Origin of the sequence: Pseudoxanthomonas sp. YR558 (genome assembly GCF_900116385.1) — a bacterium.
GTDB lineage: Bacteria > Pseudomonadota > Gammaproteobacteria > Xanthomonadales > Xanthomonadaceae > Pseudoxanthomonas_A.
The window spans coordinates 1,095,201-1,111,477 of sequence record NZ_FPCI01000002.1 but is presented as its reverse complement, the minus strand read 5'-3'; the positions used below and the strand labels follow the sequence as shown (position 1 = coordinate 1,111,477).

Genomic DNA, 16,277 nt, shown 5'->3' with positions numbered 1-16,277 from the left:
CCAAGAACGGAGCGCACCCATGGGCCAATGGCTGCCTTTCGAGTCCCCACACGGCCGCATCCATGCCTGGCGGGCCGATCCCGAGGGCGTGCCGCGCGGTGCGCTGGTCGTGGCGCAGGAGATCTTCGGCGTCAACCCGCACATCCGCACCGTGGCCGAGGGCTTCGCGCGGGAGGGATACATCGCGCTGGCGCCGGCCTACTTCGATCCGATCGAACCCGGCCTGGAGCTGGAGTACGACGCCGAAGGCATCGCACGCGGAAAGTCGCTGATCACGTCACTGGGCCTCGAACGTGCTGCGGACATCACCCGTGCCGCCGCCGAGTCGCTGGCGGGCGAAGGCAACGTCGGTACCGTGGGCTACTGCTGGGGCGGCACCGTCGCCCTGCTGGCCACACTGCGGCTGGGCTTGCCGTCGGTCAGCTACTACGGGGCGCGCAACCTGCCCTTTCTCCAAGAAACGCCGCGCGCGCCCGTGATGTTCCACTTTGGCGAACGGGATACTTCCATCCCGCCCGAGATGGTCCAGGCCCATCGGGACGCGTTGCCGCAGATGGAGGTCTTCACCTATCCCGCCGGCCATGGTTTCAACTGCGACCTGCGCGCGGATTACGATCCCGCCAGTGCGCGCCTGGCGCGCGAACGCACCCTCGATTTTTTCGCACGGAACCTCGCATGACCGACTTCGTCCTCGATCCCCGCCTGGCTGCCGACAGCGCCTTCATCGCCGACGGACCGCTGTCGCAGGTCCGCCTGATGGACGACACCCGCTTTCCGTGGCTGGTGCTGGTGCCACGCGTGAACGGCGTCAGCGAATGGCTGGAGCTGGATGGCGGACAACAGCGCCTGCTGCTTGCGGAGATCAACCAGGCCGGGCAGCTCATCCGTGCTCAGGCCGGCGTGGAGAAGCTCAATATCGGCGCGCTGGGCAACATCGTGCGCCAGTTGCACGTGCATCTGGTGGGACGCCACGAAGGCGATGCTGCTTGGCCGGGGCCGGTGTGGGGCAGCGGGACTGCGGTACGCCACGACCCGGCGGCCCTGGAAGCCCGGGTCTATAGCTGGCGCCAGCGCCTGGCGTAGGGATCAGGACGTCTTGACGACCCGCGTGCCGGCGATCAGGTCATGCACGCAGCGCTGATCGGCGCGGAAGATCATCAGCGAATCCACCAGTACGTAGATCAGGCCCAGGCACGGCAGGTTCGCGATCGCGTGCGTGGGCAGGTACCGCTTCAACAGCAGGTCCGCGAGCGGCGGCTTGTTGCCCTGCAGGTCGACGATCTTGAGCGAGAGCAGTTTCTTGCCCCAGGTCTGTCCCGTCATCTGCAACGGATAGCCCTGGATCAGCACGAACACGAGGAACCCCACGGCGGCCCACAGCAGCGTGGTGCCCAGCGGCATCAGGCCGAACCCGCCCGAGCGCCCCGCCTCGAACGCCGCTTCCCAATAGCCGCCCATGAACATCAACGGCACCATCACCACTAAGGCGATGCAGCCATCGATCAGGACCGCAACTAGCCGCAACGCGCGGATTGCCGGGTCGAGCCCAGTGCCGGGCGTCGACGCGACCTCCGCATCAGGCGTGCGATAGGGGTCCTGCGGCATCGGCGGCGGTGTTTGCATCGTGCTTCCCTGCGTTACGTTGGCTGAAGAGAGATATCAGGTGCGCGGCAGCGTCACGCCGGTCTGGCCCTGGTACTTGCCGCCGCGATCCTTGTAGCTGGTCTCGCAGACATCGTCGGCATCGGACTGGAAGAACAGCATTTGCGCGACGCCTTCATTCGCGTAGATGCGCGCCGGCAGCGGCGTGGTGTTGCTGAACTCCAGCGTCACGTGGCCTTCCCACTCCGGCTCCAGCGGGGTCACGTTGACGATGATGCCGCAGCGCGCATAGGTGCTCTTGCCGAGGCAGACCACCAGCGTATCGCGCGGGATGCGGAAGAACTCGACCGTACGCGCCAACGCGAAACTGTTGGGCGGGATGATGCATTCGTCGGCCTCGATGTCCACGAAGCTCTTCGGATCGAAGTGCTTGGGGTCGACGATCGTGGAGTTGATGTTGGTGAATACCTTGAACTCGCGCGAGCAGCGCACGTCGTAGCCGTAACTGGACGTGCCGTAGCTGACGATGCGCTCGCCGTTGGCCTGCTTCACCTGTCCCGGCTCGAACGGCTCGATCATGCCCTGCTCTTCGGCCATGCGGCGGATCCAACGGTCGCTCTTGATGCTCATGCAAATCCTGGTGTGTGGGGCGAAGGCCACGCGGACGGCGCGCGGCGGACGGGGAATTGTAGGGCGGGCTGCCGCCCGCCGTCTGTGCCGGTCCGCTAGACCAGCGACGAGAGGATGGAAAGCGGCGCGCGCGGGCGCTGGGCCAGCGTGGTCGCCATGACCCGCGCCGTCTGCCGGTAGGCCTGCGCCACTGCCGAATCGGGCGCAGCGACCACGACCGGCTGGCCGGCGTCGCCCTGCTCGCGGATGGCGATGTCCAGCGGCAGCGAGCCCAGCAACGGCACGCCGTATTGTGCGGCCATCCGTTCGCCACCGCCCTGCCCGAACAGGTGCTCCACGTGGCCGCAGTTGGAGCAGGTATGGACGGCCATGTTCTCGACGATCCCCAGCACCGGCACCTCGACCTTCTCGAACATCTTCAGCGCTTTCTTGGCATCCAGCGTGGCGATGTCCTGCGGCGTGGTGACGATGACCGCCCCGGCCACCGGGATCTTCTGCGCCAGCGTCAGCTGGATGTCCCCCGTACCTGGCGGTAGGTCGATCAGCAGATAGTCCAGGTCACCCCACAACGTGTCGTTGAACAGTTGCATGAGCGCCGAGGTGGCCATGGGCCCTCGCCAGATCATCGGCGTGTCCTGGTCGACCAGCAGGCCGATGGACATGGCCTCCACCCCGAATGCCCGCATCGGTTCGATCGACTTGTTGTCCGGGCTGTCCGGCCGCCCCGACAGGCCCAGCATCGCCGGGATGCTCGGGCCGTAGACGTCGGCATCCAGCAGCCCTACGCGGGCGCCTTCGGCCGCCAGGGCCAGGGCCAGGTTCACCGCCGTGGTCGACTTTCCTACCCCGCCCTTGCCCGATCCGACCGCGATGACGTTGCGAACACGAGGGTGGGGAGACAGGTTGCCTTGGACGGCATGGGTGCGAGGGCGCTCGTAATTTCCTTCTTTTTCAGTCACTTGATAAGACTACAAGCCGTTGTGGTGACGTCATTGTCGCACTGCACCCACGGCTACCGGAACCTGAACAGGTCACTCATAACCATGAATGCAGCATCACACACGAGAAATAATTCTGTGATACGCGCAACACATTAATTCCGTGTTAATGTCGGGTTGCATGGACGCTTTTACGCGGCCTGGACCGATGGGAACGGTCCTCTTGCGAGCCGCATACACGTACGGATTTCTAGGGGATTCACCAATGAACTACGGAAACGCGAAGGCGCTCCGGCGCCATCCGCTTGGCGCGGCGTTAGTCGCCGCCCTGCTGATCCCGGGCGCGGCATTTGCCCAGGACGCCACCACCAGCACCACCACGAACACCGAAACCACCAACCTGGGCAAGGTGCAGGTGGTCGGTTCGCGCATCAAGCGTTCGGAGATTGAAGGGCCGTCGCCTGTCACCGTCATCACGGCGGAACAGATCAGGCAGGAAGGCTTCAACACCGTGGCCGACGCGATCGACTCGTTGAGCCAGAACACCGGTTCAGTCCAGAACGACTTCAACGCCGCGGGCGGCTTCACGCCGAACGCCAGCCCGGTGAACCTGCGAGGCCTCGGCCCCGGTCGCACGCTGCTGCTGATCAACGGTCGCCGCGCGAACGACTATCCGTTCCCCTACAACGGCCGCAGCAACTTCCAGAACCTCAACAACGTCCCCGCCGCGGCGGTGGAGCGCATCGAGATTCTGTCGGGTGGCGCCTCGGCCGTGTACGGCTCCGATGCCGTGGCCGGCGTCGTCAACATCGTGTTGAAGACCAACTACGAAGGCAACATTCTGAAGGTCAAGGGCCAGACCTCGACCGACGGCGGCCGTGATATTGCAGACATCCAGTGGGTGGGTGGCAAGACCGGCGACAACTGGAGCGTGACGTACGCGTTCGAGTCCTACAACGCGGAAGCGCTCTGGGGCTATCAGCGCGATTTCATGGATTCGGCCGCGGACAATCCGGCACCTCCGGGAACCTACCCTCTGGCCGCGGGCAATGGCCGCGGCGGCTACCAGCCGCCGATCGGCATCCAGATCCGTCGCCTCAGCAGCACCGGCGCCACGCAGGGTTACGTGCTGCCCGCCGGTCGCGATTGTTCCGCCAGCTCGCTGTACAGCTACCACTTCTACACCAGCTCGGCGACCGGTGCGAACCTGGGTCCGGGTTGCGGCTACGACCGCTTCCCGGCGGAACAGACGGTCTCGAACGGCAGCAATGACCTGTCCGGCTACGTCTACGGCACCTTCAACTTCACCGACAACCTGGAAGGCTGGGCGAGCGCGATGGCGTTCCATTCCCGCAGCCGTCTGGGCGGTGGCGTCGAACAGTGGCAGGGCGGCCCGCAGGCGGGTGCGAACTTCTACGACCCGGGCCTGGGCATGCGCATCTTCCCGATCCGCGCGATCACCCCGGAATCGTACGGCGGCTCTGAAGGCACCTACCAGAAGTTCGAAGAAGACTCGCTCGATCTGGCCTTCGGCATGCGCGGCACCTTCGCCGACCGTTTCGATTGGGAGTTCACCCTGGGTGGCGCCCAGTATGAAATCGTCCGTGACCGTCCGCGCCTCACGGTGGCCGGTGCGACGGACTACTTCATGGGTTCGCGCCTCGGCACCACGGGTCAGGGTGCCTACACGGGCCTGGCCGGCGTGCCGAACGGCCTGCCGGTCTATCGCCTGAACCTCGACCGCTTCTACGGCCCGATCTCGCCGGCGGACTACGCCTCGATGTCGACCTTGGTGCACTACGAAGCCGTGTCGCGTAACGCCTCCGCCAACTTCGTGCTTTCGGGCGATCTGTTCGAACTGCCGGCCGGCCCGCTTTCGTTCGCCAGCGTGGTCGAGGCATCGCGCCAGAGCTACGATCTGGAAAGCGATCGCCGCATCCTGCCGAGCGTCCGCGAGATCTACAACCTGACCGGCACCGGCGGCAGCGGCGAGCGCAATCGCTACGCAGCCGGCGTCGAGTTCAAGGTGCCGATCTTCAGCATGCTGACGGGCACCCTGGCGGGCCGTTACGACAAGTACGACGACGTCACCGATGTCGACGATGCGCGCACTTGGGGCGCAGGCCTCGAGTTCCGTCCGTTCGACAGCCTGCTGATCCGCGCCAACTACGCCACCAGCTTCAAGGCGCCGGACATGCACTACGTGTTCTCCGAGCCGAGCGGCTCCTTCGGCGCGATCACCGACTACTACCGCTGCTACCTCAACGGCATCGGCACCAGTTCGTCGGTTTGCGGTGCGGCGGGCGCGAACTACAACTACTCGGCGTTCACCACCTCGCAGGGCCAGCCGACGCTGGAAGAGGAAACGGGTAAGTCGTGGACCGCAGGCTTCGTTTGGGACGTCACCGACCAGTTGTCGCTGGCCGCCGACTACTACGTCGTCGAGTTGGAGGACGTGGTCAACGTCCAGAGCGGCGCGACCATCCTGGAAGCGGAACTGGGTTGCAACACCGGCCGCTACCCGAATGGTTCCAACTTCCCGTATGAGCTGAGCAGCGCGTACTGCCAGGCGACGCTGGGCCGCATCACGCGCAACCCCGAAACCAACCAGATCACCGAGATCCGTAGCGGCCCCATCAACCAGTCGTTCCTCGGCACGAAGGGTGTCGATGCGACGGTGCGCTACCGCCTCGACACGGATCGTTTCGGCGACTTCAGCGCTACGCTGCAGTGGACCCACGTGCTGGAACAGACGCAGAAGCTTTCGGCCGACCAGGCTTTGCTGAGCTACCGCGACCTGAACAGCAATCTGGATAACCGCAGCCGCGTCCGCCTGACCGTGAACTGGTCCAAGGACGACTGGATGGCGACGGTGTTCATGAACCGCCTGGGCAGCACCCCGATCTGGGATCCGACCGTGCCGGTTGCCTATTCGGACTTCGACACCCGCATCGCACCGTTCATCACCTGGAACGCGAGCGTGGCCAAGGACATCACCGAAAAGCTGAACCTGCGCCTGTCGGTGGTGAACCTGTTCGACAACCACCATCCGATCGACAAGACGAACTACACCTATCCGTACTACTGGCGTGGTTTCGATCCGATCGGCCGTCAGGTGGGCTTGGAAGCGACCTACAAGTTCAACTGATGGTTTGATGCGTTCTGCAACACAAGGACCCGGCGGCGACGCCGGGTCTTTTTCTTCCGGCGCCACCGCCATGCGGCGCTGGTCATCGACATCGCGGCGGTGACGCGACGATCGCCGCCACTCAAGGAACTCAAGATGAAGCACAAGGGAACACTGCTCGTCCTGGCCGCACTACTGGCGGGACCCGATGCGCAGGCCGCGGCGCCCCAGCCTGTCCGCGATTTCGTCAGCCATGCCGCTTTCAGCACCGCGAAAATCTCGCCCACAGGCGAATACCTGGCGATCACCGTGGATCGGGGCGACCAGGACGTCCTCACGACGATGCGGACCAGCGACCTCAAGATCCTCAACGTCAGCCAGCTGCCCGACAAGAAGAGCGTCGGCTCGTTCGAATGGGTCAGCCCCGATCGCCTGATGTTCAATGCAGTACGCAAGATGGGTGGCTACGCTCAGCCGTTCAGCACGGGCGAGTGGTTCGCCGTCAACGCCGATGGCTCGCAGCCCCGCCCGCTGATCTTCTACGGCTCCCAGGACGTGACTCAGCGTTCCAAGACCGTGACCTCGGAGCGCTTCAGCCTGGTCGATACGCTTCGCGACGATGACCAGTTCGTGATCATGGACGCCCGCTCGCCACGCTCCAGCGAAGGGGCCGGCACCGAGCTGGTCAAGCTCGATGTGTTCAATGGCCGCCGGACGTCGCTCGGCCGTGCGCCGAAGGAAAACTGCAACGTCACCCTGGACGAGAACAAGCAGGCACGCTTCGCCGTGTGCTCGTCCAGCCGCAATGAGGAGGGCGAGTTCGATGAGCGGACCGAACTCTACCGGCGCGATGGACGCGAGTGGACGCTGGTGAATGCATCGAAATCGGGCGGCAAGCACCTCGGCGTCATCCACACCAACCGCAACGGTACCGTGTACGTCTCCCAGGACGATGGAGTAGCGCCAGCGGCGCTTGGCACACTGGATACCACCTCCGGCGAGTTCAAGCCGCTGTTCCACGACCCGGTGGCGCAGATCAGCAACCTGATCTGGTCGACCGACGACACCACGCTTATCAGCGTCGTCACCGAAGCCGGGGCGCCTGCGGTGAAGCTCATCGACGAAGCGCACCCCGATGCCGAGCTCTATGCATCGCTTGCCGCCGCGTTCGAAGGGCAGATGGTCGACTTCTCCAGCTACACGACCGACGGCAAGAAGATCATCGTCAGCGTCTACAGCGACCATAATCCGGGCGAGTTGTATCTGTACGATCGCGAGTCCGGCAAGGCGCGCTTCCTGATGAAGCGGCTGCCCCAGCTGGACCCCGCGAAGATGGCGTCTGTGATGCCCTTCAATTTCGTCGCGCGCGACGGCAAGCGCATCCACGGCTACCTGACGATTCCCAACGGCTCGAACGGCAAGAATTTGCCGCTCATCGTCAACCCGCATGGCGGCCCCATCGGCCCGCGCGACGACTGGGCATTCAGTGGCGAGACGCAATTGTTCGCAAGCCGCGGTTATGCCGTACTGCAGGTGAACTACCGCGGCTCCGGCGGCTACGGCCGCGGCTTCCAGAACGCGGGACACCAGCAGTGGGGCCAGGGCATCCAGAACGACATCATCGACGCCACCCAGTGGGCGATCCAGAAAGGACACGCAGACAAGGACCGCATCTGCATCTATGGGGGCAGTTTCGGCGGCTACTCCTCGCTGATGGCGCCTATCCGAGCACCTGGAATGTTCAAGTGCACGTTCGGCTACGTCGGCGTGTATGACGTGGAAATGATGTTCGAAAAGGGAGACATCCCGAGCACCGAATCCGGCCAACGCTATCTGCGCCGTACGCACGGCTCCGACAAGAAAGTGTGGGCGGAGAACTCACCGGCACGGCGTGCCGCAGAAGTGAAGATCCCGGTCTATCTGGCTGCGGGTGCCCGCGACGTCCGAACGCCGCCCGAGCAGACGGAACTGATGAACAAGGCACTGATCGCCGCCGGCAACGCACCGGAAGGGATGATCATCCAGTCCGGCGAAATGCATGGCTTCTACGATGTCGACAATCGGGTGAAGCTGTACACCGAAATGCTGTCCTTCTTCGACCGACACATCGGCGGCAAGGTCGGCGCAAGCGCAGCCGACGCGAAGTAACAGACGTATCGGGCGCGCATCTCATGGGATCTCGCCCATGACTTCCGAGACGTGACCGGCGCATTAGCGCCGGTCACACTGCGGATTCAACCGCCAACACACGTGTCGGAGTGCACATGGGCCATCTCAGGACGATCCCGCTTCTCCTGCTGCTTGCAGTTGCCGTGGCTACCCCACTTGATGCGCGCGCGGATAAGCCACCACCCGACCCCACCCGCGATGCGATGATGCTCAGCGCGGGCTTCCTGACCGGGCATCCTGACCTGCGCTATCGCCTGCTGGGGCTCAAGCGCTTCAAGGCCGGCGAATTCGAAGAGGCGTTCCGCTTCTATCAGCGCGCCGCCTACTACGGCGACAAACCCTCCCAAGGCATGGTGGGCGAAATGCTGTGGACGGGCCAGGGCACGACGCAGGATCGCGCACTGGCGTACGCCTGGATGGATCTGGCGTCCGAGCGCGGCTACATGGGTTTCCTGGGCCTGCGTGAACGCTACTGGGAACAACTCAGCGCGGAGGAGCGCGCCCGCGCGGTGGAGGAAGGCCAGGCCATCTATGCGCGATTCGGCGACGAAGCGGCGCAGCCACGCCTCGCCAACGTACTGAGGCGCGAAAAGCGCAGGTCGACCGGCAGCCGCACGGGCTTCACAGGCAATCTGCAGATCTACATCCCGGGTCCGGGCGGCTTCATCCCGATCGACGGCAGCAAGTTCTACGACGATCGCTACTGGGATCCGAAGCAATACCAGGCCTGGCACGACGATATCTGGATGAAGCCCCGCATCGGACGCGTGTCCGTGGGCAGCGTCGAACAGGTGCCTGGCACGCCTCCCCCTGCATCCCGCATCCCCGCCGCCGCTCCGCAAATCGACGCGCAAGAACCCGAGACGCCGGAGACCGACGAAAGCGGTCTCGGCACCCGAAAGGACGGCTGAACAGGCTTCTTCCATACGCCAGCGGATGCGGTATAACTGCCGCATCCCGTCGGCGTCGCCGGCGGGCCTGACCTACATCCCTGGGAGGGGAACATGCGCAAGACCCTGATGGCCATCTGCCTGGCCGCCCCGCTGATGGCCCTGTCGCTGGTGGCCTCCGCCGCCGACCCGGTGGTGGGCCGCTGGAAGACCATCGACAGCGAGACCGGAAAGCCCAAGTCCTACGTCGAGATCACCCAGGCCGCCAACGGCGCAATCAGCGGGCGCATCGTCGAACTGATCAACCCGAGCAAGCCGAACCCGGTCTGCGACAAGTGCAAGGACGATCGCAAGAACAAGCCGATCACCGGCATGGAGATCATTCGCGGCATGAAGGCCGAGGGCGGCGGCGACTACGCCGGCGGCACCATCCTCAAGCCCGACGAGGGCAAGGTGTACAAGTCGAAGATGGAGCTGATCGAAGGCGGCAAGAAGCTGGAGGTATCCGGCTGCATCGCCTTCATCTGCAAGTCGCAGACCTGGATCCGCCAGTAAGTTCCGCGCGACAGACGTCACTGCGGGCCCGGTCATACCGGGCCCGCTGCGTTTCGGGCGCGGAAAGGGGTGTCCGCTGGTCCATGCGATAATCGCAAACCCCCGTCACGAAGCCCCTCATGAGCCGCACCGCCCTCGTCACCAATGCCCTGCCCTACGCCAACGGCCCGCTCCACCTGGGCCATCTGGTGGGTTATGTCCAGGGCGACATCTGGGTGCGCGCGCGGCGGATGCGGGGCGATACGGTGTACTTCGTCTGCGCCGACGACACGCATGGCACACCGATCATGCTGGCCGCCGAGAAGGCCGGCGTGACACCCGAAGCCTTCATCGCGAACATCCAGGCCGGCCACGAGCGCGACTTCGCCGCTTTCGGCGTGGCGTTCGACCATTACGACTCGACCAACTCGGCGGCCAACCGCGAATTGACCGAAGCGTTCTACCAGCGGCTGGACGCCGGTGGCCACATCAGCCGCCGCACCGTGGCGCAGTTCTACGACCCAGCCAAGGGCATGTTCCTGCCCGACCGTTACATCAAGGGCATCTGCCCGAACTGCGGCTCGGCGGACCAGTACGGCGACAACTGCGAGGTCTGCGGCGCCACCTATGCACCGACCGACCTCAAGGAACCGAAGTCCATCCTCTCCGGCAGCGCGCCGGAAATCCGCGATTCGGAGCACCACTTCTTCGACGTTGGCCGCTTCGAGGTGTTCTTGCGCGAATGGCTGGCCGGCGACGTCGCCGTGCCGGGCGTGAAGGCCAAGCTGCGCGAGTGGCTGGATGCCGAAGGCGGCTTGCGCTCATGGGACATCTCGCGCGATGCGCCTTACTTCGGCTTCGAGATCCCGGGCGCGCCCGGCAAGTACTTCTATGTCTGGCTCGATGCGCCGATCGGCTATCTGAGCAGCTTCAAGAACCTGTGCGCCGAGCGCGGCCTCGATTTCGAACCGCACCTGGCCGCCGGTACCGAGGTGGAGCTGCACCACTTCATCGGCAAGGACATCGTCAATTTCCATGGCCTGTTCTGGCCGGCCGTGCTGCAAGGCACCGGCCACCGTGCGCCCACGCGCCTGCACGTCAATGGCTACCTGACGGTGGATGGCGCGAAGATGTCGAAGTCGCGCGGCACCTTCATCATGGCGCGCACCTACCTGGATACCGGATTGGAACCGGAAGCGCTGCGTTACTACTACGCGGCCAAGTCCTCCGGCGGCGTGGACGACCTCGACCTGAACCTCGGCGACTTCATCGCGAGGGTCAATGCGGACCTGGTCGGCAAGTTCGTCAACTTGGCTAGTCGCTGCGCTGGCTTCGTCGACAAGCGCTTCGGCGGCAAGCTGGCCGACGTCCTGCCCGATCCCGCCATGTACCAGCGCTTCGTCGACGCGCTCGGCCCGATCGCCGACGCCTACGAGCGCAACGAACCGGCCACTGCACTGCGCCTGACGATGGCGCTGGCGGATGAAGCCAACAAGTACATCGACGAGAAGAAGCCTTGGGTCATCGCCAAGCAGGAAGGCGCCGACGCGGAACTGCAGGCAGTCTGCACGCAAGGCCTGAACCTGTTCCGCATCCTGGCCGCTGCGCTGAAGCCCGTCCTGCCGCGTACGAGCGCGGAAGCCGAGGCCTTCCTCGGCGCGCCCGTCGAAACCTGGGCGGATGTCGCCGCGCCACTGCAGGCGCACACCATCCAGCCTTACTCGCCCCTGTTCACCCGTATCGACCCGAAACTGATCGACGCCATGACCGACGCCTCAAAGGACACTCTCGCCGCCACGCCGGCGCCTGCAGCACCCGAGAAGAAGGCAGAGGCCAAGGCTGCGCCCGCACCGGCTGACGCGAAGGACGCGGGCGGCACGATCGGCATCGAGGATTTCGCCAAGCTCGACCTGCGTATCGGCCAGGTGCTGGAGTGCGGCTTCGTGGAGGGTTCGGACAAGCTGCTGCGCTTCCTGCTGGATGCCGGCGAGCTGGGTCAGCGCCAGATCTTCTCCGGCATCCGCGGCAGTTACGGCGAGCCGGAAAAACTCGTCGGCCGCAAGGTGGTGTTCATCGCCAATCTTGCGCCGCGCAAGATGCGCTTCGGCCTGAGCGAAGGGATGATCCTGTCGGCCGGCTTCGACGGCGGCGCCTTGGCGCTGCTGGACGCGGATGCCGGCGCCCTGCCCGGCATGCCGGTGCGCTGACGCCCCCCGGGCGTCGTGACGGCGATGGACGCCGCGCTCGTCGAACGCCTCGACCGCCTGCTGCCGCAGACCCAGTGCGGCCAGTGCGGTTTTGATGGTTGCCGGCCGTATGCAGAAGCGATGGCTCGCGGCGAAGCAGGCATCGACCATTGCCCGCCGGGCGGCGACGCCGGCGCGCGTGCGCTGGCGCACCTGCTACGGGTTCCTGAGCGCCCCTACGATCGCAGCCGTGGCTCGCACACGCCACCCATCGTGGCCGTGGTGGTGGAAGAAGACTGCATCGGCTGCACCAAGTGCATCCAGGCTTGCCCCGTGGATGCCATCATCGGTGGCGCCAAGCACATGCACGTGGTCATCGATGCGCTGTGCACGGGCTGCGAGCTGTGCGTGCCCGCATGCCCGGTGGATTGCATCGTGCTGGTGCCCGCGGCGCCGTGATGCCGCGGGACCGGTCTCAGCGGGTTCCCGCCTTGCAGGCGGAACAGACGCGCTCCACCTTGTAGCCGCGCGCACGCAGTTTCTCGACCACCCCGTCTTCGCCCAGCAGGTGCAGCGCGCCGACGACGACAAGCGCATCCTCGTCGCCCGGCTGATCGAGGATCTGCCGGATCTTCGGCACCCACGCGTCGTTGCGCTCCACGTTGATGCGCGTGTAGAGACGCGGGTACTGGCGCTTCATGTCCGCCGCCATGCCGGTCCAGAGACCCTCGGCGTCGCCACGACGCCATGCGGCATGCAGGCGTTCGGTTTCCACCGAGCCCTTGGCGGCCTGGTCGAGCGCCTCGATGATGAACTGGCGTTGCTCCGCGGCATCCATGCCGTCGAGCACGCCGATCTGTTCCTGGGCGAGCTCCAGCCCTGCCGTGGGCTTGCCCGCCGCCTTGGCCTTGTCCATGAAGTGGTTGTCCAGGCCCAGCTTCGGATCCAGGCCCTGACGGGTCATCTCGACGATGCTGATGGTCAGCCCGACGAACCAGGGCTCGAAGCTGTTGAACGCCACGATCGGCATACCGTTCTTGGCGGTCCAGGCCTCGAGGCGCGCCCAGGTTGCCGCGTCCAGTTCCTGCTGCAACGTCTTGCCATCGGTACGCAGCGCCGCCTGCAGCATCAGCTGCTGCACGGCGCTGGACTGCATCTCCGCCGGCGCCAGTTCGAACATCAGCCGTTCCGCATCGGCGAACGCCGCGTCCACGTCGCCCGACAGCGGGTAGTCGCTCGGCCGGAGCAGGTGGAACGAACCGAGCAGGTACACCGCGTTGTCCTTGTCCGACACCTTCCACAACAAGGGCACCGGCGCGGAGGGCGCTTTGGCGGTATCGGCGGCCAGCACGGAGGCGCTGGCCAGCAGGCCCGTGGCGACGAGGGATTTCAGCAGCATGTGCAACTTCATCGGTTCCTTCCTCAAAGCACTTTGATCGGTTTGGCGTACGCCTTCTCGCCTGCTTCGACCAGCAGATCGAGGCGGTTCTCCGCCGGTGGCAGCGGGCACGTGGCGTACGGCGTGAACGCGCACGGCGGGTTGTACGCGCGGTTGAAGTCCAGCACCACCTTGCCGTCGCGCGGCGCTTCGGCATCGAGGAAGCGCCCGGCCGGATAGCTGCCGTGCCCGCTGGTGCGGTCGGCGAGCACGAAGAACAACGGACCATCCGCCGAGCCCAGCGCTTCGAGCAGGAACGTCTTGCCGTCGCGCTCGAACTCCACTGCGCCCGGATTCGGCGATTCGTTCGCCACGCCGATCACGTCGACGATGGTCAGCGTCTTCCCCGGCGGATGCGGAATGTAGCGGCCCTCGACACGCCAGCTCTCCAGCGCGGGCCAGTAGTTCAGGCCGACGAACTGCGTACGGGATTCCGCATCGGCGTATTTGACGCGCAGAGCATGGCGACCGCCACGCTCGATCACCGACAATGCGCCCTTGCCTTCGTCGAAGCCGATCACGCCCGGCGTTGCATCGCGATCGCTCTGCAGTTCGACACGGCCTTTCAGCGGCTCGCCATTGAGCGTCAGATCCACGCCGCGCTCGGGTGTGAAGAAGATGCGGCCATCCTGCTGGGTGATCATGCCCATCTTGGGCGGCCCGACGACCAGCTTGATGCCGCTGGCGGGACCGCTGCCGATGAAGTGCGATTTCAGTTCGATCCAGTGCAGGCCCACGAGGCTGGTCCAGCCATCCGGTGCGACCAGTTCGTTCTTGCGTTGCTCACGCCATGCCGTGTTGTCGGCCAGGAAGCGCGCGTCCACGACCTTGCCGGCTGCGCCGGCTTTTTCGTCCGCATCGCCACACCCCACCAGCAAACCCAGCAGCATGGCCATCCCCAGCCATCCTGTTTTCATCCCCATGTCAGCGTCCTCGCAGGAACCAGCGGTCGATCTCGTTCAAGGCAAAGCGCGCCCAGGTCGGGCGGCCGTGGTTGCATTGCCCCGAGCGCTCGGTGATTTCCATCTCGCGCAGCAGGGCGTTCATTTCAGGCAGCGTCAGCCGGCGGTTGGCGCGCACCGCACCGTGGCACGCCATCGTCGCCAGCAATTCGTCGCGCGCCGCCGCTACCCGGCGGCTTTCGCCGTGTTCGCGCAAGTCGGCGAGCACGTCGCGCAGCAGCGCTTCCGGATCGGCATTGGACAGCAGCGCCGGAATGCTGCGCACGCTCAGCGACTGCGGGCCGGCGCGTGTGATGTCGAAACCCAACAGGGCCAGCGTACCGGCTTCGCGTTCGGCCACGTCCGCCTCGCGCTCGGCGACGGCCAGCACGCGCGGCACCAACAGCGGCTGCGCGCGCAATCCGATGCCGTCGTGCGCGTGCTTCAATTTTTCGTAGCCGATGCGCTCGTGCGCGGCATGCATGTCGACGACGATCAAACCGTCGGCGTTCTCGGCAAGAATGTAGATGCCGTGCAATTGGGCGATGGCGAAACCCAGCGGCGGCACGCCGTCCGGATCGTTCGCCGGCATTACCGGCATGGTGGGCGCAGGATAGTTCGCCGTAGCGCCCGGCGACGCGTCGATCGCCGGCGCATATAGCGCGGCGTAGGCGGCAGGCGCTTCCGCCACCGACAGCCCCAGCGGCGACTGCTGCGTCGGCATCCAGGCGGAGGGGATCGAACCCGCGGGACGCGCCGCGAATGACGATGCCACGGCATCTTGCGGCACGACGCCAGCGCGCGTCTCCGCGAGCGCCTCGTGCAGCGTGCGATAGACGAAATCGTGCACCAGCCTGGTGTCGCGGAAACGGACTTCGTGCTTGGCGGGGTGCACGTTCACGTCGACGCGCGTGGGGTCGAGCTCGAGGAACAATACGTACGCGGGCTGGCGACCGTGGAAGAGCACGTCCTGGTACGCCATCTTCACGCCGTGCGCGATGTTGCGATCGCGCACGGAACGCCCGTTGACGTAGACATATTGCTGGTCGGCGCTGGCGCGCGAATAGCTGGGTTGCGCGATCCACCCATGCAGGCGCAGGCCGGCGGCCGCATGATCCACGCGCAGCGCGCTGCGGGCGAACTCTTCGCCCAGCGTTTCATCCAGGCGCGCCAGCGATTCGAGTTCATCCGCCTTGTAGCGCCGCGAGGGGCGGCCGTTGTGCGAGACGCGTAGTTCAATATCAGGGCGGGCCAATGCCAGCGAGCGCAACCACTCTTCGATGTGGCTCATCTCCGTGCGTTCGGCGCGCAGGAACTTACGGCGCGCGGGCACGTTGTAGAAGAGCTCGCGGACTTCCACCGTGGTGCCGACCGCATGCGGCTTCGGCGACACCTCACCGAGCTTGCCCCCGTCCACCTGCAGCGAGGCGCCATGCGCATCCTGCTCTCGGCGCGAGGTCAGCGAGAACCGGCTGACCGACGCGATCGATGGCAGCGCTTCGCCGCGGAAACCCAGCGTCGCCACCGCTTCGAGGTCATCCAGCGAGGCGATCTTGCTGGTGGCATGGCGCGACACCGCCAGCGGCAGTTCTTCCGGCGCAATGCCGCCGCCGTCGTCGCGGATGCGGATCAGGCGGACGCCACCTTCTTCGAGATCGATGTCCACGCGGCGCGCACCGGCGTCCAGCGCGTTTTCCACGAGCTCCTTGACGACGGACGCGGGGCGTTCGACGACTTCGCCGGCGGCGATCTGGTTGATCAGGGTGTCGGGGAGTTGGCGGATCGGCACGTGCTGGCGGCGCAGGCGCGCCGTCTGGGGATT

At 65.5% G+C, this 16,277-nt stretch carries 14 protein-coding genes; 8 read left to right on the top strand and 6 right to left on the bottom strand.

Annotation, left to right across the window (positions count from 1 at the left end; translation table 11 throughout):
• Nucleotides 1–19 precede the first annotated feature (19 nt).
• Together BM365_RS16780 and BM365_RS16775 are read left to right on the top strand one after the other, a co-directional pair.
• Nucleotides 20–679 carry a dienelactone hydrolase family protein gene (locus BM365_RS16780; protein WP_093490597.1) on the top strand — a complete coding sequence of 220 codons (660 nt, stop codon included), beginning with the start codon at nucleotides 20–22 and terminating at the stop codon, nucleotides 677–679.
• Complete coding sequence (locus BM365_RS16775) at nucleotides 676–1,083, top strand: HIT family protein (RefSeq protein WP_093490596.1); 408 nt, start codon at nucleotides 676–678, stop codon at nucleotides 1,081–1,083. Before BM365_RS16780 ends, BM365_RS16775 begins: the two co-directional genes overlap by 4 nt.
• Nucleotides 1,084–1,086: 3 nt before the next feature.
• On the opposite strand, the gene BM365_RS16770 is transcribed toward BM365_RS16775, so the two are convergent.
• The 3 genes from BM365_RS16770 to apbC form a co-directional block, all read right to left on the bottom strand.
• Nucleotides 1,087–1,623: an RDD family protein gene (locus BM365_RS16770; RefSeq protein ID WP_233210838.1), complete on the bottom strand. Its 537-nt coding sequence runs from the start codon at nucleotides 1,621–1,623 to the stop codon at nucleotides 1,087–1,089.
• Between the two features lie 36 nt (nucleotides 1,624–1,659).
• The gene (gene dcd / locus BM365_RS16765; protein WP_093490594.1) at nucleotides 1,660–2,232 is read right to left on the bottom strand and encodes a dCTP deaminase; all 573 of its coding nucleotides are present in this window, start codon (nucleotides 2,230–2,232) and stop codon (nucleotides 1,660–1,662) included.
• A 95-nt stretch (nucleotides 2,233–2,327) separates the two neighbouring features.
• A complete protein-coding gene (apbC, locus tag BM365_RS16760) occupies nucleotides 2,328–3,191 on the bottom strand; it encodes an iron-sulfur cluster carrier protein ApbC (RefSeq protein ID WP_093490593.1) in 864 nt (287 codons plus the stop codon).
• Nucleotides 3,192–3,435: 244 nt separating this feature from the next.
• Between apbC and BM365_RS16755 the strand changes: the two genes are divergently transcribed.
• From BM365_RS16755 to rnfB, 6 genes are all read left to right on the top strand, one after another.
• On the top strand, nucleotides 3,436–6,318 hold the full coding sequence (locus BM365_RS16755) for a TonB-dependent receptor plug domain-containing protein (RefSeq protein ID WP_093490592.1): 2,883 nt from the start codon (nucleotides 3,436–3,438) through the stop codon (nucleotides 6,316–6,318).
• A 135-nt stretch (nucleotides 6,319–6,453) separates the two neighbouring features.
• Entirely contained in the window at nucleotides 6,454–8,445 is a 1,992-nt protein-coding gene (locus BM365_RS16750; RefSeq protein ID WP_093490591.1) for an alpha/beta hydrolase family protein, read from the top strand.
• 164 nt (nucleotides 8,446–8,609) lie between these two features.
• Nucleotides 8,610–9,377 (top strand): SEL1-like repeat protein, encoded by a 768-nt coding sequence (locus BM365_RS16745; RefSeq protein ID WP_139227451.1) that lies wholly within the window; start codon nucleotides 8,610–8,612, stop codon nucleotides 9,375–9,377.
• A 93-nt stretch (nucleotides 9,378–9,470) separates the two neighbouring features.
• Nucleotides 9,471–9,911 (top strand): DUF2147 domain-containing protein, encoded by a 441-nt coding sequence (locus tag BM365_RS16740; RefSeq protein WP_093490589.1) that lies wholly within the window; start codon nucleotides 9,471–9,473, stop codon nucleotides 9,909–9,911.
• Between the two features lie 119 nt (nucleotides 9,912–10,030).
• Nucleotides 10,031–12,097 carry a methionine--tRNA ligase gene (gene metG, locus BM365_RS16735; RefSeq protein ID WP_093490588.1) on the top strand — a complete coding sequence of 689 codons (2,067 nt, stop codon included), beginning with the start codon at nucleotides 10,031–10,033 and terminating at the stop codon, nucleotides 12,095–12,097.
• Between the two features lie 24 nt (nucleotides 12,098–12,121).
• Entirely contained in the window at nucleotides 12,122–12,535 is a 414-nt protein-coding gene (gene rnfB, locus BM365_RS16730; RefSeq protein ID WP_093490853.1) for an Rnf electron transport complex subunit RnfB, read from the top strand.
• Between the two features lie 16 nt (nucleotides 12,536–12,551).
• Here the strand turns inward: rnfB and BM365_RS16725 are convergent, their stop codons facing one another.
• Genes BM365_RS16725 through mutL form a run of 3 tightly spaced genes read right to left on the bottom strand, consistent with a single transcriptional unit; the run spans nucleotide 12,552 to nucleotide 16,244 of the window.
• Entirely contained in the window at nucleotides 12,552–13,487 is a 936-nt protein-coding gene (locus BM365_RS16725) for a TraB/GumN family protein (protein ID WP_093490587.1), read from the bottom strand.
• Nucleotides 13,488–13,498: 11 nt separating this feature from the next.
• Nucleotides 13,499–14,410, bottom strand: coding sequence for a DUF1684 domain-containing protein (locus tag BM365_RS16720; RefSeq protein WP_233210837.1), 912 nt, complete (start codon nucleotides 14,408–14,410; stop codon nucleotides 13,499–13,501).
• Between the two features lie 28 nt (nucleotides 14,411–14,438).
• The gene (mutL, locus tag BM365_RS16715) at nucleotides 14,439–16,244 is read right to left on the bottom strand and encodes a DNA mismatch repair endonuclease MutL (RefSeq protein ID WP_093490851.1); all 1,806 of its coding nucleotides are present in this window, start codon (nucleotides 16,242–16,244) and stop codon (nucleotides 14,439–14,441) included.
• Nucleotides 16,245–16,277 lie beyond the last annotated feature (33 nt).

What these genes read in the sequence shown, in the direction of transcription:
- BM365_RS16780 (WP_093490597.1), top strand. Translation starts at nt 20, where the DNA reads ATGGGCCAATGGCTGCCTTTCGAGTCCCCACACGGCCGCATCCATGCC.
- BM365_RS16775 (WP_093490596.1), top strand. Translation starts at nt 676, where the DNA reads ATGACCGACTTCGTCCTCGATCCCCGCCTGGCTGCCGACAGCGCCTTC.
- BM365_RS16770 (WP_233210838.1), bottom strand. Translation starts at nt 1,623, where the DNA reads ATGCAAACACCGCCGCCGATGCCGCAGGACCCCTATCGCACGCCTGAT.
- dcd (WP_093490594.1), bottom strand. Translation starts at nt 2,232, where the DNA reads ATGAGCATCAAGAGCGACCGTTGGATCCGCCGCATGGCCGAAGAGCAG.
- BM365_RS16755 (WP_093490592.1), top strand. Translation starts at nt 3,436, where the DNA reads ATGAACTACGGAAACGCGAAGGCGCTCCGGCGCCATCCGCTTGGCGCG.
- BM365_RS16750 (WP_093490591.1), top strand. Translation starts at nt 6,454, where the DNA reads ATGAAGCACAAGGGAACACTGCTCGTCCTGGCCGCACTACTGGCGGGA.
- BM365_RS16740 (WP_093490589.1), top strand. Translation starts at nt 9,471, where the DNA reads ATGCGCAAGACCCTGATGGCCATCTGCCTGGCCGCCCCGCTGATGGCC.
- metG (WP_093490588.1), top strand. Translation starts at nt 10,031, where the DNA reads ATGAGCCGCACCGCCCTCGTCACCAATGCCCTGCCCTACGCCAACGGC.
- rnfB (WP_093490853.1), top strand. Translation starts at nt 12,122, where the DNA reads ATGGACGCCGCGCTCGTCGAACGCCTCGACCGCCTGCTGCCGCAGACC.
- BM365_RS16725 (WP_093490587.1), bottom strand. Translation starts at nt 13,487, where the DNA reads ATGAAGTTGCACATGCTGCTGAAATCCCTCGTCGCCACGGGCCTGCTG.
- BM365_RS16720 (WP_233210837.1), bottom strand. Translation starts at nt 14,410, where the DNA reads ATGGCCATGCTGCTGGGTTTGCTGGTGGGGTGTGGCGATGCGGACGAA.